The sequence below is a fragment of the Saccharomonospora piscinae genome, assembly GCF_005862235.1.
GTDB classification, from domain to species: Bacteria; Actinomycetota; Actinomycetes; order Mycobacteriales; family Pseudonocardiaceae; genus Saccharomonospora; species Saccharomonospora piscinae.
This window is the reverse complement of record NZ_VCEK01000004.1, coordinates 16711-43338: the sequence shown is the minus strand read 5'-3', so window position 1 is coordinate 43338 and position 26628 is coordinate 16711. Positions and strand designations below refer to the sequence as shown.

The following is a 26628-nucleotide window of genomic DNA, read 5'->3' as shown; positions in this document are numbered from 1 at the left end:
GCAGTCAAGGTGGCCTTCGCTGCGCCACACGCGGTCAAGGTGGCCTTCGCCGCAACCGGAACGCGGTCAGCGCGCGGCGGCGTGCCAGTAGTCGGCGAGGCGCTGTCCCTGGTCGGGGGTGTACTGCGCCGGGGTGTAGAAGCCGCCGGTGGTCGTGCTGGCGGCGTCGAGCACGAGGCTGTTCGCGCCCTCCGGCGAGGGCAGGCCGAGCTGCGCGTTCACGGCCCAGTCCAGCGTGCCGAGGAAGCCGCACCCGTCGGCCTCGGGCACGGCGAACGAGTCGTCGACCTGGTCGGCGCCGGACAGACCGATGTTGCTCAGCTCCCCGCCCGCCACCTCGGTCCCGTCGGGGCCGTACCGCACGAGCCCCAGCGTGGGCTGCGAGGTGTGCGCCGGGCGCAGCACGATCGGGTCGGCCTCCGATCCGATGTAGCAGCGTCCGCCCAGCAGCGGGTTGTCGAGGCGGATCTTCACCGGCAGCGTGACGATCGGCTGCCCCACCCCCAGGCCGGCGTTGAGGTCGAAGTCGGTCGGGGTGCCCGCGGGCTCCACGGTCGCGACCACCCGGTTGAGAGTGCTGTCCGCGGCCTTCTCACACAACGACGTCAGCACGGGAATCTCGCTGGGGCACATCAGATTGAGCAGGCCGCCGGGAACGGCGACGGGCTCGGCCTGAATGCCCGCGCCCTCCGGCGACACGGCCGCGTAGTCCACTCCGTCCCCGAGGAGTCCCAGCTGGAGATTCGTCCCCGCCGTGGGCACGGTCTTCTCGCCGATGGTCATCGTCCCCGACTCCGACGACGACGCCATGCACAGCGCGGCCAGCTCGTCGCCGTCGGCGGCCAGCATCGCCGGATCGTCCACGGGGCACCGGTCGAACGGCGCCCAGTGTCCCGCGAGCGACGCGGCGGCCCGCGCATCGCGGGTGTCGTCCGTGTCGGCGGCCGCCGGCGCCGCTCCGATGGCCGTGGCGGCCAGCGCCACCGCGGCGACGCCGGAGCCCAGCAGGCGGCCGGATCTGCGCTTGGTCACGGGGGATCTCCTCATCGACTTCTCCTTCGGGATGGGTGGGGATGACGCGCAGGCCACGGGCGGCTCAGCGCGCGAGGGTGGGAATCGGCGGAGGGCAGCCACCGGTGTTACGGACGTCGCACACGCTGCCCTGCGTCATCTTCACGTAGTTGCCGGGACCGGAGATCAGGCCGGTGATCAGCGAGTCGAGTTCCCCCGCCCTGCCACAGCCCGCGAACTCGGGGATGTCGACCGTGCCGTCGAGCGTGCCGCCCCGGTCCACCACGTAGCCGTCGGGATAGTCGGCGGTGAGGGTGACGGGCATCGGTTCCGCGGTGCGGCAGTCCTCGCCCACGTCGAGCCGCTTCCCGTTCACGGTCACGTCGTCCGCTCGCACGGACATCTCGGTGCGCGCCACCACGGAGCCCTCGTACGGCGCGACGATCTGGAACTGCACCTCGATGTCCATCGGGGCCACCTGGCTGACCTCCACGGTGGCGGCGTTCGGCATGAAGTCGAAGGCGTGGAAGGCGTTGTCGGACGGGGGGAACTCCTGCTTTCCGTCGTGGCTCAGCTCGCCGGTCACGTTCTGGCAGAACCACAGCGGGGGGCCGTCGGGGCAGGGTCCCGGGTTGGGCACGGCCAAGTTGAGAATGCCGGGCTCGATCCTCGCGGCGGAGCCCATCGCGTTGATGTTGTTGAACCCACCGAGGTAGGCGCACCAGGCGGTGGGCTCGTCGGCGAAGTCCTCGCAGTCCTCCGGCACGTCGGCCGCCTCCGCGAGCGCATCGGTGGTGCCGTCCGCCTCGCCCGGGGCGGAGCCGGTGCCGTCCCGGTCCTGCCCCTCACCGGCTTCACCGTTCTCACCGTCCTCGGCCACGTGCCAGGACAGCAGCGGATCGGCTGCGGCGTCCGGAGCGAGGGCGCAGTCGAGGGTGAGCGCGCGTTGTGGCGACGCCGGAGGCACCTCGGTGTCGGTCGTACTCGACGGTGCCGAGGTGTCCGCGGCCGAGCCGGGCTCCTCGGCCGCGGACCCGGCGTCGTTTTGCCCGCTGGGTTCGGGCTCGGGCTCGGGTTCGGGCTCGGGTATCGGGTCGGGGCCGGGTGCATCGCCGTCGGGGGGCGGGGTGGCGAGATACAGCGTCACCTCCCGCGCGGACAGTGTCCACCGCCCCGCCTGCTCGGGCGTGAACGACGGCGCCTTCCCCCGCGCGGTGACCTCGGCCCGTCCCTGCTCCGGAACCGGTGTGGCCGGTACGGCCAGCGTGGGCCACACCAGCGGCACCTCGTCGGTCTCCCGGTCCTCGTTCGCCGCGGCGAGGACGACCTCGGCGGACCCGGTGACCGACGGCATGTCCCGTCCGGTGAGGTCGGCGGTGGCCTCGTCGCCCAGCGTCACCTCGACGGTGACGTCCTCCGGGGTGATCGGCTCACCGATCGGCACCCGCTCCGGCAGCGACAGACCGAAGCGGACGCTCACCTCGCGCTCGCCCCCTTCGGTCTCGCAGCGGAACGGGAGCGCGGAACCGTCCGCGTGCACCACATCGGACCGCGGCCCGGTGTCCTGCTTCGAGGCGGCGGGTGTCGCCAGTATTCCGGTCAGGCCCACCACGGCGACCGCCACGGCCGGCACTGCCCTTCCGCTCGCCACGCGCACGGGTTCCTCCACTGTCGTTGTCGAACGGGTGAGGCTCGGTCGGCGTCCTGCCCGGCCGGATGCCGGAACCCCCGGCCGGGCAGGACGTCCTAGCCGGACATCACTGGAGCGTGACGTCCTGGCCCGGCGAGACGACATAGGCGCCCTCGAAGGTCACCGTGTCGCCGGTGTTGATGAGGCCGAAGCAGCCCGCACCCGGGTCGACGTAGGTGACGGTCAGCTCGTGCGGCGACCCGGCGATCGGGCCGGGCGCGAGCGTGTCGCTGGCGTTGTCGTACGTACCGGGCGTCGCTCCCTCGACGGTGGCGTTGCAGCTGGTACCCGAGAGCACGGCGGTGACTCCACCGATGGAGCCGGTGGTGACACCGGTCGCGGCGTCGTAGGACTCGCCGTTGATGCTCCACGGCAGGTTCTGCGGCTCCACGTCGAAGCTCAGGCCGAGCGGGCCGGAGCAGTTCTCCCACGAGATGCCCGCGATGGTGCCGATCTGGGCGGGCGAGCCACTGGCGTTGGTGTTCAGTGTTCCCTCGGCGTCCGAACCGGAGCAGTTCAGCGTGACGCCGTTACTCGTGTTGGTGAGCACGGTGGTGCCGGAGGCGGCGGTGTAGTCACCACCGGGGTCGATGACCCACTCCTGCTGCTGGGCCGATGCGGACATCGCGCTGAAGCCGAGGGCGAACGTCGCCGCGGCGGCGGTGGCGACGATACTGGAAACGCGCCTACGCATAGCGATTCCTTTCCGAGCTGGGCAGGTGAACGGGCAGGACAAGCGGCGCGGAGCGGGAAGTGCTTCCTCCACGCGAAAAAAACATCGGCCGACGATGCTTGCCCGGTAGGCGCCTACGGCAACCTACCAGCGAGTACGTTAGCCGCTGCCCAGGAAACGAACAAGAAACACAACGCTTTCCCGGGGGCCTGCTCGCTCGTTTGGCGCAACGATTGTCACGAGCCGAGCAAAACGCCGTTCCCCCTTGTGCGGCACGGCGTACAAACTCAGACCACCCTGCGCCCCGACCGGCATACTCACCCGGGTTCACACTGCGGCACAGAAACTTGTCACCAAGCTCCTAACAATTTCCCGTAACCGGCGAGCGAAACCGCCGTTATTGTCAGCACACGCACACAGCGGCGTGTCGACGAACAGAACCGCCGTTTTACCGGAGAGTGAAACGCGGTTTTCGCCGACCGAAGGAGACGCGAGTGGCGCTCGACGCCGAACGGGGCGGCCGGACCTTTCCGGGCGCGGCCGCTTTACGCCAGACGGGCAGGCTCTACGCGCTCGCGATCGACGTGCTGCGCAACATCGCCCGCAGGCCGTTCCAGTTCCGGGAGTTCGTGCAGCAGTTCTGGTTCATCGCCAGCGTCTCGATCCTGCCCACGGCGCTCGTGGCCATCCCGTTCGGCGGCGTCATCGCGCTGCACGTCGGCTCCCTCACCACGCAGATCGGCGCGCAGTCGTTCACCGGCGCGGCCAGCGTCCTCGCCATCATCCAGCAGGCCAGTCCGATCGTCACCGCACTGCTCATCGCCGGGGCTGGCGGCTCGGCGATGTGCGCCGATCTGGGCTCGCGCACCATCCGCGAGGAGATCGACGCCATGGAGGTGCTGGGCGTCTCGCCCGTCCAGCGGCTGATCGTGCCCCGCGTGCTCGCGGCCATGGGCGTCGCGGTCTTCCTCAACGGCATGGTCAGCGTCGTCGGCGTGTGCGGCGGCTACTTCTTCAACGTCGTGCTGCAGGACGGCACGCCCGGCGCCTACCTCGCCAGCTTCTCGGCGCTGGCACAGCTGCCGGATCTGGTGATCAGCGAGATCAAGGCCCTGATCTTCGGCTTCGTCGCCGGAGTCGTCGCCGCGTACCGCGGTCTCAACCCCGCCGCGGGCCCCAAGGGCGTCGGCGACGCGGTGAACCAGTCGGTGGTCATCACGTTCCTGCTGCTGTTCGTCCTGAACTTCGTGCTGACGACCGTGTACCTGCAGCTCGTGCCGCCGAAGGGAATGTGAGGCCGTGACCATCAGCCCTGCCCGGCGCCGGGCCGCCGAGGCTCTCGACGCGCGACTGTCGTTTCTGGACACCCTGGGCGACGCGGTGCTGTTCAGCCTGCGGGCTCTGGCCTGGGTTCCCAGAGCACTACGCCGTTATCCCCGCGAGATCGTGCGCCTGCTGGCCGAGGTGAGCTTCGGCAGCGGGGCACTCGCGGTGATCGGCGGCACGATCGGCGTGATGATCGGCATGACCCTGTTCACCGGCGTGGTGGTGGGCCTGCAGGGCTACACCGCGCTGAACCAGGTCGGGACGGCGGCGTTCGCCGGGTTCCTGTCGGCCTACTTCAACACGCGCGAGATCGCGCCGCTCGTGGCCGGGCTCGCCCTGTCGGCCACGGTCGGCTGCGGGTTCACCGCGCAACTCGGCGCCATGCGCATCTCCGAAGAGGTCGACGCGCTGGAGGTCATGGGCGTGCCCAGCGTGCCCTACCTCGTGACGACCCGGATCATCGCCGGGTTCTGCGCGATCATCCCGCTGTACGCGATCGGCCTGCTCACCTCGTACGTGGCGTCCCGGCAGATCGTGATCTGGTTCTACGGGCAGTCGGCGGGCACCTACGACCACTACTTCACACTGTTCCTCCCACCGGAGGACGTGCTCTGGTCGTTCGGCAAGGTGTTGCTGTTCAGCGTCGTGGTGGTGCTGACCCACTGCTACTACGGGTTCCGCGCCACGGGCGGGCCGGCGGGAGTCGGCGTTGCCGTGGGACGGGGAGTGCGGACGGCGATCGTGGCCGTCAGCCTCCTCGACTTCTTCGCCAGCCTCGCCATCTGGGGCGCGACGACGACGGTGCGGGTGGCGGGATGAGACACCGTCGGCTGCGCAAACTCGGAACCCGCCTCACGGGCCTGGCGTTCTGCCTGGTCCTCGTCCTGCTGGTGAACCTGTCCGTGCGGATCTACAACAAGGAGTTCACCGAGTCGGTGTCGGTGACGCTGCACGCCGATCACGTCGGCAACCAGCTCCGCGAGAACTCCGACGTCAAGGCCCGGGGTGTGCTCGTGGGCGACGTGCGAGGCATCCGTGCCGTACCGGACGGCGCGGAGATCGATCTCGCGCTCGACCCGGACACCGTGTCGTGGCTGCCCAACGACGTCACCGCCCTGCTCGTACCGAAGACCCTGTTCGGCGAACGCTACGTGCAACTGTCCGTTCCCGACGGTTCCACGGCGGCACCGCTCACCGACGGCGACGTCATCACGCAGGATCGCTCGGAGAACGCGATCGAGCTGGAGCGGGTCTTCGACGAACTGCTCCCCGTCCTGAAGTCGGTGCAACCGCAGAAGCTGGCCAGCACGCTGAGCGCGGTGGCCACGGCGCTGGAGGGCCGGGGCGAGCAGCTCGGTGACACGCTCGTGGTGGCGGCCGACTACCTGGAGGAGTTCAACCCGAACCTGCCCCGCCTGCACGAGAACGTCCGCGACCTCGGCGAGGTGGCGCAGCTCTACGGCGACATCTCGCCGGACGTCCTCGACGCGCTCACCGACACGGCCGTCACGCTCGACACGGTGGACGAGCGCGGCGGCGAACTGCGGGGCCTGTACGCCCAGGTCACCACCACGTCGACCGACGTGACGGAGTTCCTGCGCGCCAACGCCGCGAACCTCATCGCGCTGTCGGCCGAGAGCAGACAGCCGCTGGAGGTCGCGGCCCGGTACTCCCCCAGTTTCGCCTGCACCCTGCGGGCGCTGGACGAGCTCAAGCCCGCGATGGACGCGGCGCTCGGCGCGGGAACGGACCGGCCGGGGCTGCGCCTGCGCGGCACGATCACCACCGAATCGCGCGGCGCGTACCGGCCCGGAGCCGACGACCCCGGCTACCACGCCGACTCGGGCCCGCGCTGCTATCCGAGCGGGGTCGTGCCGGGCGAGGGAATGCCGCCCGCTCCGTCAGCGGGGCCGGAGCAGGGCGCGGGCGCGCTGCTACCCGACCCGGACGCCGATCTGGGCGTCGCCAACTCGCCACAGGAACAGGACCTGCTGGCCACACTGCTCGCCGGGGAGCTGGAGGTCGCGGCGGAGGACGTGCCCGAGTGGGGTGGCGTGCTCGCTGGTCCGGTGTACCGGGGCACGGAGGTGACGGTGCGATGAACAGGATCACGGGCCCCCTGCTGAAAGGGCTGGCGTTCGTGCTCGTCACCACCGTGGCGACCGCGCTGCTGGCGGTGTCGATCTCGGGAGCCGGGCTCGACCGGGGCACGGTCTACAGTGCCCGGTTCACCGACGTCACCTCGCTCAGCGCCGGGGACGACGTGCGCATCGCCGGCGTGCGGGTGGGCCAGGTGGAGGAACTGGAGATCGTGGATCAGCACCTGGCACTGGTCCACTTCTCGGTGGACGAGAGCAGGCCGGTCCCCACCGACACGACCGCCACCATCCGCTACCGCAACATGCTCGGGCAACGCTATGTCGCGCTCGAACGCGGCGAGCAGCGCAGCCCCGACACGCTGAACCCCGGCGACGAGATCCCCCTGGAGCAAACCCGGCCCGCGCTCGATCTGACCGAGCTCTTCCACGGCTTCCAGCCGCTGTTCTCGGCACTCGATCCCGAGGAGGTCAACCAGCTCTCCGGCGAGATCGTGCAGGTGCTGCAGGGGGAAAGCGGCACGGTGGAGAGCCTGCTCGACCACACGGGCTCGCTCACGGCCACCCTCGCCGACCGCGACCGGGTCATCGGCGAGGTCATCGACAACCTGAACTCGGTGCTCGACACGGTCAACGGCGAGGGGGACGCGCTGTCCACCCTCGTGTCCACGCTGAGCGAGCTGGTGTCGGGGCTGGCCCAGGACCGGCAGGCCATCGGAGACTCCGTCGAGGGCATGGCGATGCTGACCGACGCCACCGCCGGCCTGCTCGACGACGCCAGGCCACCGCTCGCCGACAGCATCGCCGGGCTGGAGGGCGTGACGAGCGAACTCGTGTCCGGCTCCGAGGACCTCGAACGGTTCCTCGTCAACACACCCGACAAGTACACCGCCGTCGGGCGGGCGGCCTCGTACGGCTCGTTCCTCAACGTCTACCTGTGCGACGCCGTGCTCCTCACCGACCCGCCCACCGGCATCAACGACGGCGCCGTTCCCGCGAGGTGTGGCCGATGACGTCCCGACGCGACCGCAACACGCTCCGCCTCGGGGTGGTGGGCACCGCCGTGCTGGCCGCCGCGACCGTGGCCACGCTCAACTACGAGGCACTGCCGCTGGTCGGCGGCGGAACCACCTACGAGGCCGAGTTCGGCGAGGCGGCGGGCCTGGCCGCGGCCAACGAGGTGCGGGTGGCCGGGATCAAGGTCGGCGAGGTCACCGACGTGGAGCTGGCCGAGGACCGGGTGCTCGTGTCGTTCCGGGTCTCCGACGCCTGGGTGGGCAACCGCACGACCGCCGAAATCAAGATCAAGACGTTGCTGGGCCAGAAGTATCTGGCGCTGCATCCCACCGGCGACGCCGTGCAGGACCCCGACGACCCCATCCCGCTGGGCCGCACCACCACGCCCTACGACGTCACCACGGCGTTCGAGCAGCTCGCCACCACCGCCGGCGCCATCGACACCGACCAGCTCGCGCAGAGCTTCCGCACGCTGGGCGACACGTTCGACGGCGCGGAGGACCACGTGCGCAGTGCGCTCGACGGGCTCTCGGCACTGTCCCAGACCATCGCCTCGCGCGACGCGGAACTCCAGACCCTGCTGGAGCACGCGCACACCATCTCCGACACCCTCGCGGGCTCCAGCGACGAGTTCGAACGGCTCATCAACGACGGCAACCTGTTGCTCACCGAGCTGGACCACCGGCGCGAGGCCATCCACCAGCTCCTCGTGGGCACCCGCGACCTCGCGGAGCAGGTGTCCGGGCTGGTCGCCGACAACACCGAGCAGCTCGGGCCCACGCTCTCCTCGCTCACCGAGGTCACGGACATCCTGCGACGGCACCGGGACGACCTCGACCGCACGCTGGAACTCGCCGGACCGTACTTCCGCGTGGTCAACAACACGGTGGGCAGCGGGCACTGGCTCGACGTGTACCTCTGCGGGCTCGTGCCCGACAACCGCCATCCCTGCCAGCCACCGGATCGGAGGTGACACCGGTGACGACCCGTTTCCGGTGGCGAGCGCGACGGCTCGCCGTGGTGTTGACGGTGGCCGCCGTGGCCACGGCCGGAGCCCTGTGGTGGGTCTTCGCCGACCACGGCGACAAGCGGATCACCGCCTACGTCGACCGCGCCGTCGGCGTGTACGCGGGCTCGGACGTGAAAGTCCTCGGCGTGCCCGTCGGCACGGTGGAGTCCGTGTCGCCAGAGCCCGACCGCGTGAAGCTGGTGCTGCGCGTCGACGGCGACGCGCCCGTGGCGGCCGACAGCAGGGCGCTCATCGTGTCGCCCAGCGTGGTGGCCGACCGGTACGTACAACTGTCCGACCTCGCCCGCGGCGGCCCCCGGATCGCCGACGGCACGGTCATCCCGCGCTCGCGCACCGCCGAACCGGTGGAACTCGATGAGCTGTACTCCAGCCTCGACGACCTCGCCGCCACGCTCGGACCGGACGGCGCCAACGCCGACGGCGCGCTGTCCGACCTGCTCGACACCGGGGCCGGTGTGCTGGACGGCAACGGTGAGGCGTTCTCGGCCAGTGTCCGCAACTTCGGCGATCTGGCGCGCACGCTGGCCGACTCCGACGACGACCTCTTCGCCACCGTCGACTCGCTGGCCACCTTCACCGCCATGCTGGCGGGCAACGACGGCGCGGTGCGCGAGGCCACCGGCCAGCTCGCCAACGTCTCCGACCTGCTCGCGGCCGACCGGGAGGAACTCTCCGCGGCACTGGCGACCCTCGGTGACGCGCTCGCCGACCTCCAGTCGTTCGTGACCGACCACCGCGAGGCACTGACGACCGGCATCACCGATCTGGCCGACATCACCGACGTCGTGGTCGACCAGCGCGCCTCACTGGCCGAAGCGCTCGACATCGCTCCGGTGGCCGCCGAGAACGCCTACCGCACGTTCGATCCGGACAGCGGCACGCTCCAGAGCCGCGCCAACCCGCTGGAGTTCCTGCCCCTGGTCACGGCGACGGGAGGTGACCGGTGAACGAGACCGGACGAGGCCCCCGGCGCGCCATCGTCGCGACGATGGCGGCGTGCCTGCTGGCCACGGGCTGTTCGGCCGAGTTCGACGGCGTCCAGGACCTTCCCCTGCCCGGTGGTGCCGACCTCGGTGACGACCCCTACCGCGTCACCGCGCGGTTCGACGACGTCCTCGACCTGGTGCCGAACGCGGCGGTGAAGGTGAACGACGTCGCGGTGGGCAGGGTCTCCTCGATCGAGCTGGCCGACACCGACGACTGGCAGGCCGAGGTCGTGCTGCTCGTCAACGGCGACGTCACCCTGCCCGCCGACGCGCTCGCCAACATCCGCCAGTCCAGCCTGCTCGGCGAGAAGTTCGTGGACCTCTCGGCACCGCGCCACGACGGGGACACCGCCCGCGCGCCGCTGGCGGACGGCGCGCTCATCCCCGCCTCGCGCACCAACCGGCACGTGGAGGTCGAGGAGGTTTTCGGGGCACTGTCACTGCTGCTCAACGGCGGCGGCATCGCGCAGCTTCGCACCATCAACCAGGAGCTCAACGACGCGATGACCGGCAACGAGAGCGACATCAAGCGCTTCCTGTCCCACGTCGACCACCTGGTGTCCGACCTCGACGCCCACCGCGACGACATCACCGCCGCGCTCGACGGGCTGAATCGCCTCGCGGGCACCCTCGCCGACCGCGAGGACGCCATCGAGGGCGCGCTGAACGACCTCACCCCGGGGCTCGCGGAGCTGCGGGACCAGCGCGAGCAGCTCGTGACCATGCTGGAGTCACTGGACGAGCTCTCCGACATCGCCGTCGACGTCGTCACCCGGACCAAGGACGACCTGGTGGCCGACCTCGACGCCCTCGCACCCACCCTGGACGCGCTCGCCGACGCGGGGCAGTCCCTGCCGCGCTCACTGGAGATCCTGGCGTCGTTCCCGTTCACCGACGCGGTGCTCGACGGGATCGACGGCGACTACCTCAACAGCATCGTCGAGGTCGAACCCGCCGACGGCTACACCCCGCCGATTCCCCTGCTGCCGCTGCCGGACGAGGCGGCCGGGACGAGTCCGTCCGGCGGAGGTGACCGCTGATGCTCACCCGGCGCGTGAAGATCCAGGTCGTCGCGTTCGTCATCGTGGCACTGACCGCCACCGCGTTCGTCGGCGCGAACTACGCGGGACTCGGCCGCCTGTTCGGCGACAGCGGCGACGTGGTCCGCCTGCAACTCGCCGACGGCGGCGGGCTGTTCCGGGGCAGCGAGGTCACCTACAACGGCGTGGCCGTCGGCGAGGTCGGCGAGCTGCGCCTGACCGACGACGGGATGGAGGCCGAGCTCGTGCTCGACGACGGCGCGCCCCGGATTCCGGCCGACTCCACCGCCGTGGTCGCCCACCGCTCGGCCGTCGGCGAGCAGTACGTCGACCTCCGGCCCCGCACGGATGTCGGGCCGTACCTGACCGACGGCTCGGTGATCCCGCGCGAGGCCACCACCCTGCCGCTCGGCGTACACGACCTGCTGTCCAACCTCACCGCCTTCACCGAGTCCGTCCCCACCGAGTCGCTGCGCACGGTGGTGGACGAGCTCTACACCGCGTTCCAGGGCACCGGTGACGACCTGCAGGTGCTGCTCGACTCGTCCCGCGAGTTCACCCACACGGCCACCGAGTACCTGCCCCAGACCACCGCACTCATCGACGACGGCGCCACCGTCCTGCGCACCCAGGCCGAATCCGCCGAAGCCTGGCGCTCGTTCGCGGGCAACGCCAAGCTGTTCGCGGCGGAGCTGGCCTCCGCCGACGGCGACCTGCGGGAACTCATCGCACGCACCCCCGGCGCCGCGACCGAGATCAGCAGCCTGCTGCGCGACAACGACCCCGGGCTGTCTCGGCTCGTGGCCAACCTGCTCACCACGTCCCGGGTGTTCGCCGACCGCACCGACGGCCTCGAACACCTCCTGGTCATGCTGCCCAAGGCCACGGGCGCCACCTCGGCCGCGCTCGACGGCGACCGGTTCTCGCTGGCGCTGACGTTCTTCGATCCCCAGCCCTGCCTGGCCGGGTACGACGGCACGACCTACCGGGCGGGTGAGGACGTCGGCCCTGGCGGCGACGCGGAGTTCAACACCGGCGCCGAATGCAGCCTGCCTCCCGGCGATCCCCGGCTGGTGCGAGGCTCGCAGCACGCCCCGGAGGCGGGGTTGCCGCGGGTGGCCGTGCCCGGCCCCGCCGTGGGCGGCGGCACCAGCCTCGGCTCGCTGGAGGAGCTGCTGTGGCTCGACGAGTGATCCCCGGCGATGACCGGGCCAGGTTCGCGCTCGCCGTGGTCGTGGCCACCGCCGTGTTCGCGGTGTGGAACGCCGTGGCCTGGGTCTCCGCGGCCACGGACGACACCCTCGACACGGCGGCCGTCCGCGACGAGGCGCTGGCCGCCGGACGCGACCACGTCGTCGCACTGACCACAATGGACCACAACGACGTCGAGACCGGTCTGCGCCGCTGGCTGGAGGTCACCACCGGTACGTTGCGGGACGAGCTGGCGGCGACGGAGCCGGACACGCTCGCCGCCGTCGAGCGGGCCCGCACGGTGGCCACGGCCGAGGTGCGCGGCGCGGCGCTGGCCGAACTCGACGCCGAGCGCGGCAGGGCCACGATGCTCGCCTCCGTCACGATCACCACGACCCGCGAGGGCGGCGAGGAGGTGGCCGCACGCACCCGGTACCGGCTGGAACTGCGCGACACCGGCGACGGCTGGAAGGTGGCGGAGCTGGACACCGTCGGAGGGGCCGCATGACCCGCCGGGTCGCGACGCTGCTCGTGGTGGCGGTGGTGCTCGCCGGACTCGGCATCGCCGCAGGAATGCGCGTGGAAGCGCTGCGCTCGTCGGAGTCGGCCACCAACCGGGCACACGTCGACGTAGAGGCCACCCTCGACGTGCGCTCGGCGGTGGCACGCACGGTGAACCGGGTGCTGAGCTACAGCCACGACGACGTGGAGGCCACCGAGCGTGCCGCCGAGGACCTGCTGCGCGGCCCGGCCAGGCAGGAGTACCGGCAGCTGTTCGCCCCCGTCCGCGACCGCGCGCCCGCACAGCGCCTCACGGTGACCACCCGCGTGACCGACTCGGCGGTGCTGTCCCTCACCTCGGAGACCGCTCGGGTGCTGGTCTTCCTCGACCAGATGGCGGTGCGCGGCGACGGCGAACCGACCCACGCGGCGGCGCAACTACTTGTGACCGCCGACCGCGAGGACACCCGCTGGGTGGTGACGTCCCTGAACCCCGCCTGACCCACCGTGTCCGCAGCCTGCGTAGCCGTGTCCGCAGCCTGCGTAGCCGTGTCCGCAGGTTGCGTAGCCGTGTCCGCAGGTTGCGTAGCCGCCTCGGGCTCAGTCGGAGGGGAGTTCCCGCAGGCGTTCGGCGACCTGGACGAGATCCGACCCACTCACGTCCGGTGCGGTGAACACGTCACCGTAGCGGCCTTCCAGCCGCTCGCACCACCCAGCCAGACACCCGGCACGTTTCGCTCCGTGGCAGTCCCAGGCGTGGACCGCGACCATCGCCAGGCCCTCCGGTGAGGTCCCCAGTCTGTTGGCCGTCACCCGGTAGACCGAGGGGGCGGGCTTCCAGGTACCGGCCTCCGCCGCGGTGATGACGTGATCCACGTAAGGCGCCAGTCCCGCCTGTTCCAGGAACTTCGCCGTGTTGTCCGCGCTGCCGACGGTCAAGCAGCCGACTCGCAGCCCTGCTTCGGAGAGCTGACGCAGTGCGGGTTGAGCGTCCGGGTGTGCGGGTAGCTGACCGAACCCCGCAAGTACGTGGTCGATATCCGCTTCGGTGGCGGTGTGGCCGGTGTCGGTGCGCAACGCCTGCCGTGCCACCGACTCGAACTCCGCGAAATCTCCGCTGAGGGTCAGCGCCAGCGAGTCGCGCTGGAACCGCATGAACCACGGCTGCAACAGCTGCGCGGGTTGGCCGATCTCCTCCAGCCGTTCCCGAAGCGGTTCCAGATTCATCATGGTTTCGAGCACATCGAACGCCACCGCCTGCAGGCGAGCCGACACGACAACCTCCCTCGCACTTGACAGTTCGGCCCCCTCGCGAGGCCGGGCCAACGCAGGGTTCCCGGATAGGGGCAGCGTAATCCGGACGAAGGACCCGCTCCCGGCTCGCGCCTGCCCGTCGTGCTCAGGCTCCCGCGCGGCGTCGTCGCGCGCGGGCCGCCGCGATGTCGCGCCGGTGCCGATCGGCCACGACACGCACCGTCACGACCGGCGAGACGTGGCCGGACCCGCGATCCGGTCCGGCATCGTGCGCACAGCCAGTTCCAGCTCGAACCGGGCCTCCGGCTCGCGCAGCCGGTCGCCGAAGGTCGCCTCCAGCTGCCGCATCCGGTACCGCACGGTCTGCGGATGCACCGACAGCCGCTCCGCCATGTCCAGCACGTGCCCCTGCGCGTCGAGCCACGCCCGCAGGGTCTCCAACATGCGTTCGCGTTGACGCGGCGTCAATCCGTCGAGCGTGGTCAGCAGCCTGCGCCGCAACTGTGCCGCCAGCGCCGTGTCGGCGTGCAGCAACAACACCGGAAGGCACTCCTGCACCCACATCACGCGACGCGGGGTCAGCACCCCCTCGTCGACCAGGGCCAGCGCCTTGCGTGCCCAACGCAGCGAGTCGGCCACGGCGTCCAGCGGCACACACGGCCCGACCGCGAACCGGCACCGGGGCAACGCCCGTTCGAGCGCCGCGACCCGTTCCCGGGTGAGGGGTCCTGGCAGCAACAGCCGGGGTTCGACCCCGCTGAGTTCGGCGAGCACGTCCGGATCGAGCGACGGCCGCTGCGCCGGGTTCAGGGGATGCAGCGGGCGGACCGCGACCGGGGTGGCCGCCTTCGGCGTCGTCCAGCCCACGAGCTGCGCCAGTTCCTCGATCGCGTCCGGTGGCACGGCCGGCCGTTCGAGGACGAGCTGGAGCAGCCGCCTGCGCCACGTGTCGAGCGCGTCCGTGGACCGCGCCTTGGCCTCAAGAAAGCCGTCGAGCGCGACCGAGGCCAGCTCGTCCATGAACCCGAGCATCGCGTCGGCCAGATGCGACATCACCCCGGACGAGAACCCGCTACGGCGGCCGACCTCCATGATGCGTCGCCACGCCACCCGCGCTCCCGCCCGGTAGGCGGCCTGCAACGTGTCGAGGCTGCGCCCCTCCCGCATCTCGTACTGCCCGAGCCTGCGGTGCACCTCGTGGGCGTGTTGTTTGGAGGCACTGGGATCGGCGATCTGCGCGGCGAACAACGACACGGCGTGCTGAACCCCCGCCTTGATCGTCTTGCCGTACGGACCGTCCAGCGGCCTGCGGTATTCGGGGATCAGCGCACGGATCTCGGCGACGATCTCGTCGGCGACGCTTTCCAGTTCCGGCCGCATGATCTCGGCGAGCCGACCCGGCAGCACGCTCGGGTCGGCGGCACCGTCCGCTGCTCGCCCCGTCACGCTCGACAAGCTCCTTCCCACGCCACTGAGGGATACCACTCGCCACGACCCGTCCAGTCGCGATCAAGAAAGGTATCACCGGGGCCGGGAACGCGGAGGCGTCTGCGCCCGATCGGACGAAAAACCGGTCACCGGTTCGTCATGTGGTGAGGAAAGCGTGTCGCCAGGCGGAAATCAGGGGGCCAGCCTGCGGCGCAACGCTTCCAGCACCGGAGCCAGCGGAGCGGCCTCCGTGCGGTCCCGCGTCGCGCACTCCGTGACGGCGGCGCCGATCACGTCGAACTCGTCGAGCGCGTCGAGGCACTCGACGAGCCGCTCCACGCCAAGCCCGCCGGGCTCGTGGTCATGACTGCCCACGAGTTCGCCGGGGTCGAGCACGTCGACGTCGATGTGGACGTAGACCGCGCTCACATCGGCCTCACGCAATGCCTTAACCACGTCGTCGGGGTCGGCGGGCACGGGCACGTGCCGCACCACACCGCTGTCGACGAGCGCACGCTCGGCGGGGTCGAACGCCCTGGTGCCCACCAGCACCGCCCGGCCCGGCGCGACGGCGGGGTCGGCGGCGAACTCCGGGTCGCTCTCACCCAGCAGCGCCCGCAGCACCATGCCGTTGAACGCTCCGGACGGGGAGGACTCCGGCGTGTTGATGTCGGCGTGGGCGTCGAACCAGAGCACCCCCAGCCCGGAGCCGTAGCGGTAGCGGGCGACACCGAGCGGCACGAGGTCGGCGGCGCAGTCGCCGCCGATCGTCAGCACGGGGCCCTCGGGGTTCTCCAGCGCGGTCAGCTGGGCGCCGCGGTTGTCCAGTAGCGCGGCGCGGTTGAGGATGCCGTGCTCCGCGGCCGAGGTGTCGGCGCCGACGGGAATCCGCAGCGCGGGCGTGCCGAGCAGGTCCTCGGCGAGCGCGGTGAGGACCTCGCACCCGGCAGGCAGCCGGGTGGACGCCCCACCCAGTCCGGAACCCTGCCACTGCGGCACCGAGTGAAGACGCATGGAAATCACCCTACGGCGGGCGGCGCCGTGAAGGCCACCCTCGCCGCACGGGATGCAGTGAAGGCCACCCTCGCTGCACGAGACGCAGTCAAGGTGGCCTTCACTGCACGAGACGCAGCGGGGGTGGCCTTCACCGCACCTACTCCAGCACCACCAGCAGGTCGCCACCCTCCACCTGCTGCACCGAGTTGATCGCCAGGCGCGAGACGGTACCGCCGTCCTGCGCCGTGATGGCGGCCTCCATCTTCATGGCCTCGATGGTCGCCACGGTGTCGCCCGCCTCGACGACATCGCCCTCGGTGACCGTCGCCGTCACGACCCCCGCGAACGGAGCCGCGACGTGCTTCGGGTTGTGCTTGTCGGCCTTCTCCTTGGCAGGCAGGTCACCGGCTACCGAACGGTCCCGCACCTGGATCGGCCGCAGCTGCCCGTTCAGGCTCGCCATGACGACGCGGATGCCGCGCTCGTCGGCCTCACCGATGGCCTCCAGTTCGATGAGCAGCCGCACGCCCGGTTCGAGGTCGACGGCGTACTCCTCCCCCGGGCGCAGCCCGTAGAAGAAGTCCTTGCTCGGCAGCACGCTCGTGTCGCCGAAGTCGTGGCGGTGGGTCTCGAACTCCCTCGTCGGCCCGGGAAACAGCAGCCGGTTCAGCGTGGCGCGCCGGGCCTCGACCAGCTCCCGGCGGTCGTCGGGCGACAGCTCCACCATCGGCTTCGGCTCGGCCCTGCCCTTCAGCGCCTTGCTGCGGAACGGCTCCGGCCAGCCGCCGGGCGGGTCGCCCAGCTCGCCGCGCAGGAATCCGATCACCGAGTCGGGAATGTCGTACTTCGCGGGGTCGGCCTCGAAGTCCGAGGGCGCCACCCCGGCGCCCACCAGGTGCAGCGCCAGGTCACCGACCACCTTGGACGACGGTGTGACCTTGACGAGGTGGCCGAGGATGCGGTCGGCCGCCGCGTACATCGCCTCGATCTCCTCGAACCGGTCACCGAGTCCCAGCGCCACGGCCTGCGTGCGCAGGTTCGACAGCTGGCCGCCGGGGATCTCGTGGTGGTAGACCCGGCCGGTGGGCGAGGCGAGTCCGGCCTCGAACGGCGCGTAGATCTTGCGCACGGTCTCCCAGTACGGCTCCAGGTCCCCGACCGCCTGCAGGTCGAGCCCGGTGGGCCGCTCGGAGTGGTCGGTGGCGGCGACGATCGCCGACAGCGACGGCTGTGAGGTGGTGCCCGCCAGCGACGCGACCGCCCCGTCCACGGCGTCCGCTCCCGCGTTCACCGCCGCGAGGTAGGTCGCGAGCTGCCCGCCCGCCGTGTCGTGGGTGTGGATGTGCACCGGCAGGTCGAACTCCTTGCGCAGCGCGGTCACCAGCGTGGCGGCGGCGGGCGCGCGCAGCAGCCCCGCCATGTCCTTGATGGCCAGCACGTGCGCGCCCGCGCCGACGATCTGCTCGGCCAGCTTGAGGTAGTAGTCGAGCGTGTAGATCCGCTCGTCCGGGTCGGACAGATCCGAGGTGTAGCACAGCGCCACCTCGGCGACGGCCGACCCGGTGGCGCGGACGGCCTCGATGGCAGGCCGCATCTGCTCCACGTCGTTGAGCGCGTCGAAGATGCGGAAGATGTCGATGCCGGTGGCGGTGGCCTCCTGCACGAACGCCTCGGTGACCTCCGTGGGATACGGCGTGTAGCCCACGGTGTTGCGCCCGCGCAGCAGCATCTGCAGGCACAGGTTCGGCATCGCCTGGCGCAGCGCGGCCAGCCGCTCCCACGGGTCCTCGGCGAGGAACCGCAGCGCGACGTCGTAGGTCGCTCCGCCCCAGCACTCCACCGACAGCAACTCCGGCATGGTGCGCGCCACCACGGGCGCCACCGCGAGCAGGTCCCTGGTACGGACACGGGTGGCGAGCAGCGACTGGTGGGCGTCGCGGAACGTCGTGTCGGTGACGCCGAGCCGCGGCGACGAGCGCAGCCACCGCGCGAAACCTTCGGGCCCGAGCTCCGTCAGCTTCTGCTTCGACCCGGCCGGTGGGGCCGCGTCGGAGGGTGCCGGGAGCTTGCGGTGGGGATCGATGAGCTTCGGCCGCTCACCGTGCGGCTTGTTGACGGTCACGTCGGCGAGGTAGGTGAGCAACCGGGTGCCCCGGTCGGCCGACTGCCGGGCGGTCAGCAGGTGCGGGCGCTGCTCGATGAACGCCGTGGTGACACGCCCCGCCCGGAAGTCCTCGTCGTCGAGCACCGCTTGGAGGAACGGGATGTTGGTGGAGACACCGCGGATGCGGAACTCGGCGACCGCCCGGCGCGCCTTGTCGACGGCCGTGGCGAACGTGCGGCCACGGCAGGTGAGCTTCACGAGCATCGAGTCGAAGTGCGCGCTGATCTCCGTGCCCGCGAACGCGGTCCCGCCGTCGAGCCGGATACCCGACCCGCCCGGCGACCGGTACGCGCTGATCATGCCCGTGTCGGGGCGGAAGCCGTTGGCGGGGTCCTCGGTGGTGATGCGGCACTGGAGCGCGGCGCCACGCAGCGACACGGTGTCCTGCGCCAGTCCGAGGTCGCGCAGCGTCTCGCCCGAGGCGATGCGCATCTGGGACTGCACCAGGTCGACGTCGGTGACCTCCTCGGTGACCGTGTGCTCCACCTGGATGCGCGGGTTCATCTCGATGAACACGTGGTTGCCGTCGCGGTCCACCAGGAACTCGACCGTGCCCGCGTTGCGGTAGCCGATCTGGCGGGCGAAGCGCACGGCGTCGTCGCAGATGCGCTCACGCAGCTCGGGCGCGAGGTTCGGCGCCGGAGCCAGCTCGATCACCTTCTGGTGCCGCCGCTGCACCGAGCAGTCCCGCTCGAACAGGTGAATGACACCACCCTCGTCGCCGGTCCCGTCGCTGAGGATCTGCACCTCGATGTGGCGGGGCTCCACCACCGCCTTCTCCAGGAACACCGTCGGGTCACCGAACGCCGACTCGGCCTCCCTGGCCGCCGCCTCGATCGACTCGCGCAGCGAAGCCCGGTCACGCACCAGCCGCATCCCACGGCCACCACCGCCCGCGACGGCCTTGACGAACACGGGAAACCCGAGCTCGTCGGCCGCCTCGACCAGCGTGTCCACATCGGACGACGGCTCCGACGAGCCGAGCACGGGAACGCCCGCCTCCCGCGCCGCGGCCACCGCGCGCGCCTTGTTGCCCGTCAGCTCCAGCACCTCGGCGTCGGGGCCCACGAACGTGATCCCCGCCTCGGCGCACGCCCTGGCCAGATCCGGGTTCTCGGAGAGGAACCCGTAGCCGGGGTAGATCGCGTCGGCGCCCGCGCTGATCGCGGCGGCGACGACCTCGTCGACCGACAGGTACGCCCGCACCGGGTGACCCGGCTCACCGATCTCGTACGCCTCGTCGGCCTTCAGCCGGTGTAGTGAGTTGCGGTCCTCGTGGGGGAACACCGCGACCGTGCCCGCGCCCAGCTCATAGGCTGCGCGGAACGCACGGATCGCGATCTCACCGCGGTTGGCGACGAGTACCTTGCGGAACATGCCCGGTCCTTCCTGGTCAACGGATCGGTCGCGAAGGCACGTTACCTCGCTTTTCCCGCCGAGCGGGAGTTCAACCGCCCGTGACGGGTCTCATGCGCCCGGTATCTGGGACGGCGCAGGTGAGGGCCGTGCCCGATCAGGTCTTCTCGAGGTACTCCGCGCGGTCGTCGTCGATCGTGTCGGCCACCAGACCGGCGAGGCCGGGATGACCGGTCAGCTCAGGGTCGTCGTCGATCACCCGCTGGGCCACCCGCCGCGCCGCGCCGATGACGTCCTCGTCGCGCAGCAGCGACAGCAGCTTGAGCCCCGAACGCGTGCCCGACTGGGCCGCGCCGAGGATGTCGCCCTCGCGGCGCAGTTCCAGATCCAGCTTCGAGAGCTCGAACCCGTCGGTGGTCGACTCGACGGCGGCCAGTCTCGCGCGCGTGGACGTGCCGTCGAGCGTCTCGGTGACCAGCAGGCACAGGCCGGGCACCTCGCCCCGGCCGACCCGGCCCCGGAGCTGGTGCAGCTGGCTCACCCCGAACCGGTCGGCGTCCATGATGACCATGACGGTGGCGTTGGGGACGTTGACACCGACCTCGATGACCGTGGTGGCCACCAGTACATCCAGCTCGCCCTCGGCGAACGCGCGCATCACCGCGTCCTTGTCGTCGGCCGGCAGCCGCCCGTGCAGCACGCCGACCCGCAGCCCCTCCAGTGCGCCGTGCTCCAGCTCGGGCGCGACGTCCAGCACGGCGACCGGCGGACGCTCGGTCTTGTCGGACGGCGGCTCGTCGCCGATGCGCGGGCACACGACGTAGGCCTGGTGCCCCTTGCCCACCTCCTCGCGCACCCGCTGCCACGCCCGGTCGAGCCAGGCCGGTTTCTCGGCGGCGGGCACGACCGTGGTGGCGATCGGCGACCGGCCGGACGGCAGCTCCCGCAGCGACGACGTCTCCAGATCGCCGTACACGGTCATGGCCACGGTGCGGGGAATCGGCGTCGCCGTCATCACCAGCACGTGCGGGCTGACGTTCTCCCCCGCCCTGGTGCGCAGCGCGTCGCGTTGCTCCACGCCGAAGCGGTGCTGCTCGTCGACCACCACGAACGCCAGGTCGGCGAACGACACGTGCTCGCCGAGCAGCGCGTGGGTGCCGACCACGATGCCGGCCGCCCCGCTCGCCGCGTCGAGCAACGCCTCCTTGCGCCTGCGCGCGGGCAGCGACCCGGTGAGCAGCGTGACGCGGGTGGCGTGGTCCTCGCCGCCCAGCTCGCCCGCCCGCGCGAGCCCGCCGAGCAGGTCCCGCAGCGACCGCGCGTGCTGCGCGGCCAGCACCTCGGTCGGGGCGAGCAGCGCTGCCTGCCTGCCCGCGTCCACGACCTGCAGCATGGCGCGCAGCGCGACGATCGTCTTGCCGCTGCCGACCTCACCCTGCAACAGCCGGTTCATCGGATGCTCGCCCGCGAGGTCGGTGCGCAGCGCCTCGCCGATCTCGTGCTGGCCCTCGGTGAGCCGGAACGGCAGCCGCCCGTCGAACGCCTCCGCGATGCCGCCCCGCTTCGGTGGACACGAAGGCGCGGGCCGGGCGCCCACCGCGTGCCGGCGCCCCGCGAACACGAGCTGCACCGCCAGCGCCTCGTCCCACTTGAGCCGGGTCCGCGCGGCCTGGAGCGCGTCGTCGCTGTCGGGACGGTGAATGCCGTGCAGCGCCTCGAACAGCGACACGAGCCCCTGCTCGGAGCGAAGCCACTCGGGCAGCGGGTCCGGTTCGCGGTCGAGCAGTTCCAGCGTCTGCCGCACGGCGTTGCCGATACGCCAGGACGGCAGCCCCTGCGCGGCCGGATACACCGGGATGATCTGGGAGAGGAAGTCGTCCACCGCCGAGGGGCCCTCGGAGTCGGTCCCGTAGTCGCTCTCCGAGTCGACGAGTTCGTACTCGGGGTTCGCGAGCTGCAACGTGCGGCGGAACGCGGTGACCTTGCCCGCGAACAACCCCGTGCGGCCGGGGCGCAACTCGCGCTCCCGCCACGTCTGGTTGCCGAAGAACGCGCACGAGAGCCTGCGCTGCCCATCGGTGATCGTCACTTCGAGGATCGAGCCCTTGCGCGAGCGCATGGGCTTCTTCGTCGCGTGCTCGACGCGCGCCAGCACGGTGACGTGCTCGCCGATCTCCAGCCCGGCGATGTCGGTGAGCTCGCCCCGCCGCGCGTACCGCCGGGGATAGTGCCGCAGCAGGTCCCCCACGGTGTTCAACTCGAGCGCGGACGCCAGCGCCTTCGCCGTCCTCGCGCCCACCACGCCCGTGAGCCCGTCCTCCAGCCCCGCCATGTCACTCCACACCCATCAGCAGCACCGCATCGGTCTGCCCACCGGAATAGCACACCAGTTCGACGTCCGGCCGCTCGGCACGCAGGTGCGCGTCGAGCGCGTCGGCCACGCCGGGTGGAGCGGCGGCCCCCAGCAGCACCGTCACCAGTTCCCCGCCGACCGCGAGCAGGCGGTCCAGCACCCCCACGGCGGCGCGGGTGACACCGCCGGCGCCGTCCGGCGGCTCGATCAGCACCACCTCGCCGTCGATGAACCCCATGACGTCCCCGCCGCCCGCGCGGCCGACCCAGGTGATGGCGTCCTCGGTGGCCACCACGACCTCGCCCCGGCGCGTGGCCGCGGCGGCCTCCGCCATCGCGACCACGTCGGCTCCCGCTCCCCGGCTCCGGTCGTGCACGGCCAGCGCCGCCAGCACCTGCACCGGTGACGCGCACGGCACCACGACGACGTCTCGGCCCGCCAGCACCGGGTTGTCGGTGACCCGTTCGGCCGCGGCGGTCAGGCGGACCCCGCCGGGCAGGACGGCGACGTGCTCGGCGGCCGTGCGCCCGACGAGCGCGAGCAGGTCCTCGGTGCTCGGCTGCCCGCCCGTCGGCACGGCGAGCACCGGCACGCCCTCCGCGCCGACCAGCTCCGCCAGCGCGTCGCCGTGGACCACGGCCACCACGGCCAGATCGGCGCCGGTGGAGCCGGGCTCGGCCGCCCGCCCCGGGGTCACCAGCGGCTCCACCCGCACCTGATGCGGTCGGCCGTGGTTCAAACCCGCCTCCAGCGCGGCCCCGATGTCGGCGCAGTGAACGTGAACCGCGTACTCGCCGCCGCCCGCCTCGGCCACCGTCACGCTGTCGCCCAGCGCGGCCAGCGCGCGCCGCAGCGAGGCGGCACCGTCGTCGCCCTCCGCACTGGTGAGCAGGTACATGACCTCCCACGCCCCCGGCGGGCCGGGCGGAGGTGCGGGAAGCGGAGCCGGGGACACCGGCGTGGCGCGGGTGCCGGTCAGCGTGGCGGCGAGCGCGTCGAGCACGGCGAGCAGGCCCCGCCCGCCCGCGTCGACCACGCCCGCCGCGGCCAGCGCCGGAAGCTGATCCGGGGTCCGCGCCAGCGCGTCGGCCGCCGCCTTCGCCGCCAGCGTGGCGACGTCCCCGGCCTCGGGCGGCGCCCCGTCGAGCGCGACGGCCACCGCGTGGAGCACGCTGAGCATGGTGCCCGCGACGGGCCGCGTCACCGCGCCGGTGGCGGCGGTGTCGGCGGCCCGCAGCGCGGCCACGAGCCCGGGGCCGTCGAGTTCCCGCGCGCAGTCAGCCGAGCGCGCCATGCCGTAGAGCACCTGCGACAGGATGATGCCGGAGTTCCCCTTCGCCGCCCGCACGGCCGCACCGGCCAGCACCGTCAGCGCCTGCCCCGCTGCCACGGGGTCCGACCCGGCGAGCGCGTCCCGCGCCGCGGTGACCGTGTGCAGCAGGTTCGAGCCCGTGTCGGAGTCGGCCACGGGGTAGACGTTGATGTCGTCGATCTCGGCGCGCGCCGCGCCCAGGTCACGCACGCAGGCGTCAGCCCACTCGCGCACCGCCGCGCCGTCCAAGGCCCGCACCCGCGTATCCTCCGTCACTGCTGTCCCGGCGTTCGAGAGCGAGCGTAACGACCCCGCTGAGCCGGACAGCGGCACACCGGCTACCCTGTTCGAGTTGCCCGGTACCGCCGGGCGGTTCGTTTACCGATCTTTTCGAGGAGTGTTCGACGTGGCTGCCGTGTGCGACGTCTGTGGCAAGGGGCCGGGCTTCGGCAAGTCGGTCTCGCACTCTCACCGGCGCACCAACCGCCGGTGGAACCCGAACATCCAGACCGTGCACGCCAGGGTCGGGCTTTCCCAGAAGAAGCGCCTGAACGTGTGCACCTCCTGCCTCAAGGCGGGCAAGGTCGTTCGGGGCTGATCCCCAGACTGTGAAGAAACGGCCCGGTGACCGCATGGTCGCCGGGCCGTTTCGCGTGTCCGTGTCAGGGCAGCTTCCAGTCGACGGGCTGCGTTCCCTGCTGTTCGAGCAGGGTGTTGGTGCGGCTGAACGGCCGGGAGCCGAAGAAGCCGTTGCGTGCCGACAGCGGGCTCGGATGGACCGACTCCACACACGGCACCGAGCCGAGCAGCGGCTTGAGCTTGCGTGCGTTGCTACCCCACAACACCGCCACCAGCGGCCGGTCGCGTTCGGCCAGCGCCACGATGGCCCGCTCGGTGATCTCCTCCCAGCCCTTGCCCTGATGGGAGTTCGGCTTGCCGGGCCGCACCGTCAGCGCGCGGTTCAGCAGCAGCACGCCCTGCGCGGTCCACGGCGTCAGGTCCCCGTTGGACGGTTCCGGGTGCCCGAGGTCGTCGCGGTACTCGCGATAGATGTTCACGAGACTCTTCGGCAGCGGGCGCACGTCCGGCGCGACCGCGAAACACAACCCGATCGGGTGACCCGGCGTGGGATAGGGGTCCTGGCCGACGATGAGCACGCGGACCTCGTCGAACGGTTGCCGGAACGCGCGGAGGATGTGGTCGCCGGAAGGCAGGTAGGTGCGGCCTGCCGCCACCTCGGCGCGCAGGAACTCCCCCATCGCGGCGATCCGGTCGGCGACCGGTTCCAGCGCCGTCGCCCAGCCGGGGTCCATGATCTCGTGCAGTGGTCGTGCCGTCACGGCACGGGAGCCTAGTCCAGCGGGTGATCGGCCGGACTCCGGCGTACGGGAAGTGCGGACACGGCTACGCAACCTGCGGACACGGCTACGTCGGCTGCGGACACGGCTACGTCAGCGGGACTTGAGCAAGCCCATTCGAGACGCGAGCCCACGCGCCTCACGCGCGACCGCCTGCTGCCGGGACCGCTCGACCATCGTGAACACGATCTCACGCACGAAGGCGTTACTCCTGGCTCGCACGGGGCCGATTCGCTCCGCTTGTTTCAGTAGTTCGACCACCTGCTCATCCGGACGCCGCAGCCCCCACAGCGCCCGCGCGTAGTCGATGAAGTAGGTGGTGCGCCGGGAGTTGATCTCTAGGTCACTCGGGTGGATCGACTCGGCAAGCGTCGCGGCCGATGCATAGTCACCTTGTTCGAGCGCCGTCGACATCCGCCACAAAACCACGTTGGCCGGGGTGAACAACAGATGATGCCGATTGCCGTCCGCTACGTGTCCCGCGAGCCCCTCGGCCTCGTCGAGCGCAGCCGCAGGGTCGTCACCGACCACGGAGTCCACGAAGGCAGTGGTCAGTGTCAGCGCACCACGGACGTCGACCGCGTCGTCTGGCGCGATCTCCAGCGCCTGGCGAGCCAGTGCGCCAGCGCGGCGGTGCGCGCCGAGGCCCGAGTGCGCCTGCGTGCGCGCGAACGCGGCGAGTGCGATCCAGTGTGGCTCGCCCAATCGCTGCGCCGCTTCGTGGCCTCGATCGGCAGCTATCCACGCCAGGTCCGGCGCCCCCAGCCCCTTCACCAGCAGCGAAGTCGTGTGGGCGACACTGACGAGCGCACGCAACGCCTCGGCGTGCCGAGCGTGGGTGTGCAGGGCCGTGATGAGCGGCGGAAGTCGACGGCCCGTCTCGGCCATCTCGTTGGCCTGACGCATGGCGGCCACGAGCTGCGTGTCCGCGAGCAACGCGGAAAGCTCACCCCGGGGTGGGCTGTCGTCGAAGTCGCTGTCGAGCAGGGCGGTACGAATCGCGGGCACGGTACTGTCGGCGTCCGGGTCGCGGATCTCGAGTCCGTCTCCGGTGATGTCGACGAGACTGACCCGCAGCGCGTCAGCGATGGCGACGAGAGTGCTGCGTCGGTCGACCGCCACCCGGCCGTTCTCGATCTTCGAGAGGTACCCCTTGGTGATCCCGGCCAACCCGGCGGCCTGTTCCAGGGTGAGACCACGCCAACGGCGAAGACGGCGAATCGATGTCCCGATCTTGTGCATGTTGGCGACGGTACCTGCTGGGTTTCCACACAGGAAACCTCCGGAGTAACGAGGCGCTTACGTTCCGCGCATGACATGGAACGGAGGATGCCGAATGCCGTGCTACGGCCACCAGTCCGGCGTAGGAGACCGGATCGAGCGTGATCACCGCGAGCACGAGGACGGCGCTCGATGATCGCGCGGGACCGCGAGCTGCTCGCCCGCCTGGCCGCCGTCAACCGCGACCTCGGGCGGGTCGCGCTACGGCTGATGGAGGCCCAGGACGGCGGCGAACTCCCCGCCGACGGGCTACGTGAGGTCGGCGACGCACTCCGCGCACTCGGAGGCGACATGATCGCCCGTGCCACTGAACTCGACGGCACGCTGCACCCGACAGCGCGGTGCGCTGTGTTCTGCGCCCTGTGCTCGACCGAGCCGGTCGCGCGGCCCGATCAGCCTCACGACACCGTGGACGGCCGGTTCTGTGGCAACTGCATCGCACAATGCCTCGATGACGCCGGCCGACGCCACTGGTGCCCAGTCGACGCACTCGGCAAGACCGACCGCTTCGACACCGTCATTGAGGAGACGCGGCGTGCGTGATCTCCCCACAGTCATCCTTGCT

The 26628-nt window shown here is 71.3% G+C and carries 23 protein-coding genes; 12 read left to right on the top strand and 11 right to left on the bottom strand.

Going from position 1 to position 26628, the window contains the following annotated elements; translation table 11 throughout:
* Positions 1-66: 66 nt before the first annotated feature.
* The 3 genes from FFT09_RS16480 to FFT09_RS16470 all read right to left on the bottom strand — a co-directional run bounded on the left by FFT09_RS16480 (position 67) and on the right by FFT09_RS16470 (position 3395).
* Complete coding sequence (locus FFT09_RS16480; protein WP_081194445.1) at positions 67-1047, bottom strand: hypothetical protein; 981 nt, start codon at positions 1045-1047, stop codon at positions 67-69.
* A gap of 49 nt (positions 1048-1096) precedes the next feature.
* Positions 1097-2668: a DUF6801 domain-containing protein gene (locus FFT09_RS16475; protein WP_138383271.1), complete on the bottom strand. Its 1572-nt coding sequence runs from the start codon at positions 2666-2668 to the stop codon at positions 1097-1099.
* Between the two features lie 100 nt (positions 2669-2768).
* Positions 2769-3395, bottom strand: coding sequence for a hypothetical protein (locus FFT09_RS16470; RefSeq protein WP_138383270.1), 627 nt, complete (start codon positions 3393-3395; stop codon positions 2769-2771).
* A gap of 473 nt (positions 3396-3868) precedes the next feature.
* On the opposite strand from FFT09_RS16470, the gene FFT09_RS16465 reads away from it, so the two are divergent.
* The 10 genes from FFT09_RS16465 to FFT09_RS16420 are packed head-to-tail and all read left to right on the top strand — an operon-like array spanning position 3869 to position 13062.
* Entirely contained in the window at positions 3869-4669 is an 801-nt protein-coding gene (locus FFT09_RS16465) for an MlaE family ABC transporter permease (RefSeq protein WP_081194439.1), read from the top strand.
* A gap of 4 nt (positions 4670-4673) precedes the next feature.
* Positions 4674-5519, top strand: a complete 846-nt coding sequence (locus FFT09_RS16460; protein ID WP_024876629.1) for an MlaE family ABC transporter permease — start codon at positions 4674-4676, stop codon at positions 5517-5519.
* Complete coding sequence (locus tag FFT09_RS16455) at positions 5516-6802, top strand: MCE family protein (RefSeq protein WP_138383269.1); 1287 nt, start codon at positions 5516-5518, stop codon at positions 6800-6802. The genes FFT09_RS16460 and FFT09_RS16455 overlap by 4 nt, the downstream gene beginning before the upstream one ends.
* Positions 6799-7809: an MCE family protein gene (locus FFT09_RS16450; protein ID WP_138383268.1), complete on the top strand. Its 1011-nt coding sequence runs from the start codon at positions 6799-6801 to the stop codon at positions 7807-7809. The genes FFT09_RS16455 and FFT09_RS16450 overlap by 4 nt, the downstream gene beginning before the upstream one ends.
* Positions 7806-8786: an MCE family protein gene (locus tag FFT09_RS16445; protein WP_024876632.1), complete on the top strand. Its 981-nt coding sequence runs from the start codon at positions 7806-7808 to the stop codon at positions 8784-8786. Before FFT09_RS16450 ends, FFT09_RS16445 begins: the two co-directional genes overlap by 4 nt.
* 5 nt (positions 8787-8791) lie before the next feature.
* Positions 8792-9790 carry an MCE family protein gene (locus FFT09_RS16440; protein WP_138383267.1) on the top strand — a complete coding sequence of 333 codons (999 nt, stop codon included), beginning with the start codon at positions 8792-8794 and terminating at the stop codon, positions 9788-9790.
* Positions 9791-9831: 41 nt separating this feature from the next.
* The gene (locus FFT09_RS16435) at positions 9832-10869 is read left to right on the top strand and encodes an MCE family protein (RefSeq protein ID WP_081194593.1); all 1038 of its coding nucleotides are present in this window, start codon (positions 9832-9834) and stop codon (positions 10867-10869) included.
* Positions 10869-12062 (top strand): MCE family protein, encoded by a 1194-nt coding sequence (locus FFT09_RS16430; RefSeq protein WP_138383266.1) that lies wholly within the window; start codon positions 10869-10871, stop codon positions 12060-12062. The genes FFT09_RS16435 and FFT09_RS16430 overlap by 1 nt, the downstream gene beginning before the upstream one ends.
* A complete protein-coding gene (locus FFT09_RS16425; RefSeq protein ID WP_244231396.1) occupies positions 12047-12568 on the top strand; it encodes a hypothetical protein in 522 nt (173 codons plus the stop codon). The genes FFT09_RS16430 and FFT09_RS16425 overlap by 16 nt, the downstream gene beginning before the upstream one ends.
* Entirely contained in the window at positions 12565-13062 is a 498-nt protein-coding gene (locus tag FFT09_RS16420) for a hypothetical protein (protein ID WP_138383265.1), read from the top strand. Before FFT09_RS16425 ends, FFT09_RS16420 begins: the two co-directional genes overlap by 4 nt.
* A 99-nt stretch (positions 13063-13161) precedes the next feature.
* On the opposite strand, the gene FFT09_RS16415 is transcribed toward FFT09_RS16420, so the two are convergent.
* From FFT09_RS16415 to FFT09_RS16390, 6 genes are all read right to left on the bottom strand, one after another.
* Positions 13162-13836 carry a haloacid dehalogenase type II gene (locus tag FFT09_RS16415; RefSeq protein WP_138383264.1) on the bottom strand — a complete coding sequence of 225 codons (675 nt, stop codon included), beginning with the start codon at positions 13834-13836 and terminating at the stop codon, positions 13162-13164.
* A 201-nt stretch (positions 13837-14037) separates the two neighbouring features.
* Positions 14038-15261, bottom strand: a complete 1224-nt coding sequence (locus FFT09_RS16410; protein WP_081194421.1) for a PucR family transcriptional regulator — start codon at positions 15259-15261, stop codon at positions 14038-14040.
* Positions 15262-15435: 174 nt separating this feature from the next.
* Entirely contained in the window at positions 15436-16257 is an 822-nt protein-coding gene (locus tag FFT09_RS16405) for an arginase family protein (protein ID WP_138383263.1), read from the bottom strand.
* Positions 16258-16396: 139 nt separating this feature from the next.
* A complete protein-coding gene (locus FFT09_RS16400) occupies positions 16397-19780 on the bottom strand; it encodes a pyruvate carboxylase (protein ID WP_138383262.1) in 3384 nt (1127 codons plus the stop codon).
* A 136-nt stretch (positions 19781-19916) separates the two neighbouring features.
* Complete coding sequence (gene recG, locus FFT09_RS16395) at positions 19917-22091, bottom strand: ATP-dependent DNA helicase RecG (RefSeq protein WP_138383261.1); 2175 nt, start codon at positions 22089-22091, stop codon at positions 19917-19919.
* Between the two features lies 1 nt (position 22092).
* The gene (locus tag FFT09_RS16390) at positions 22093-23682 is read right to left on the bottom strand and encodes a DAK2 domain-containing protein (protein ID WP_138383260.1); all 1590 of its coding nucleotides are present in this window, start codon (positions 23680-23682) and stop codon (positions 22093-22095) included.
* A gap of 148 nt (positions 23683-23830) precedes the next feature.
* Here FFT09_RS16390 and rpmB point away from each other — a divergent pair, with 148 nt between their 5' ends.
* Positions 23831-24022, top strand: a complete 192-nt coding sequence (gene rpmB / locus FFT09_RS16385; protein WP_005462220.1) for a 50S ribosomal protein L28 — start codon at positions 23831-23833, stop codon at positions 24020-24022.
* A 64-nt stretch (positions 24023-24086) separates the two neighbouring features.
* On the opposite strand, the gene FFT09_RS16380 is transcribed toward rpmB, so the two are convergent.
* Both FFT09_RS16380 and FFT09_RS16375 read right to left on the bottom strand, forming a co-directional pair.
* The gene (locus FFT09_RS16380) at positions 24087-24764 is read right to left on the bottom strand and encodes a uracil-DNA glycosylase (protein WP_138383259.1); all 678 of its coding nucleotides are present in this window, start codon (positions 24762-24764) and stop codon (positions 24087-24089) included.
* 111 nt (positions 24765-24875) lie between these two features.
* Positions 24876-26024 (bottom strand): helix-turn-helix domain-containing protein, encoded by a 1149-nt coding sequence (locus tag FFT09_RS16375; RefSeq protein WP_081194409.1) that lies wholly within the window; start codon positions 26022-26024, stop codon positions 24876-24878.
* A 171-nt stretch (positions 26025-26195) separates the two neighbouring features.
* Here FFT09_RS16375 and FFT09_RS16370 point away from each other — a divergent pair, with 171 nt between their 5' ends.
* Positions 26196-26606 carry an RING finger protein gene (locus FFT09_RS16370; protein ID WP_081194407.1) on the top strand — a complete coding sequence of 137 codons (411 nt, stop codon included), beginning with the start codon at positions 26196-26198 and terminating at the stop codon, positions 26604-26606.
* Positions 26607-26628: the final 22 nt, after the last annotated feature.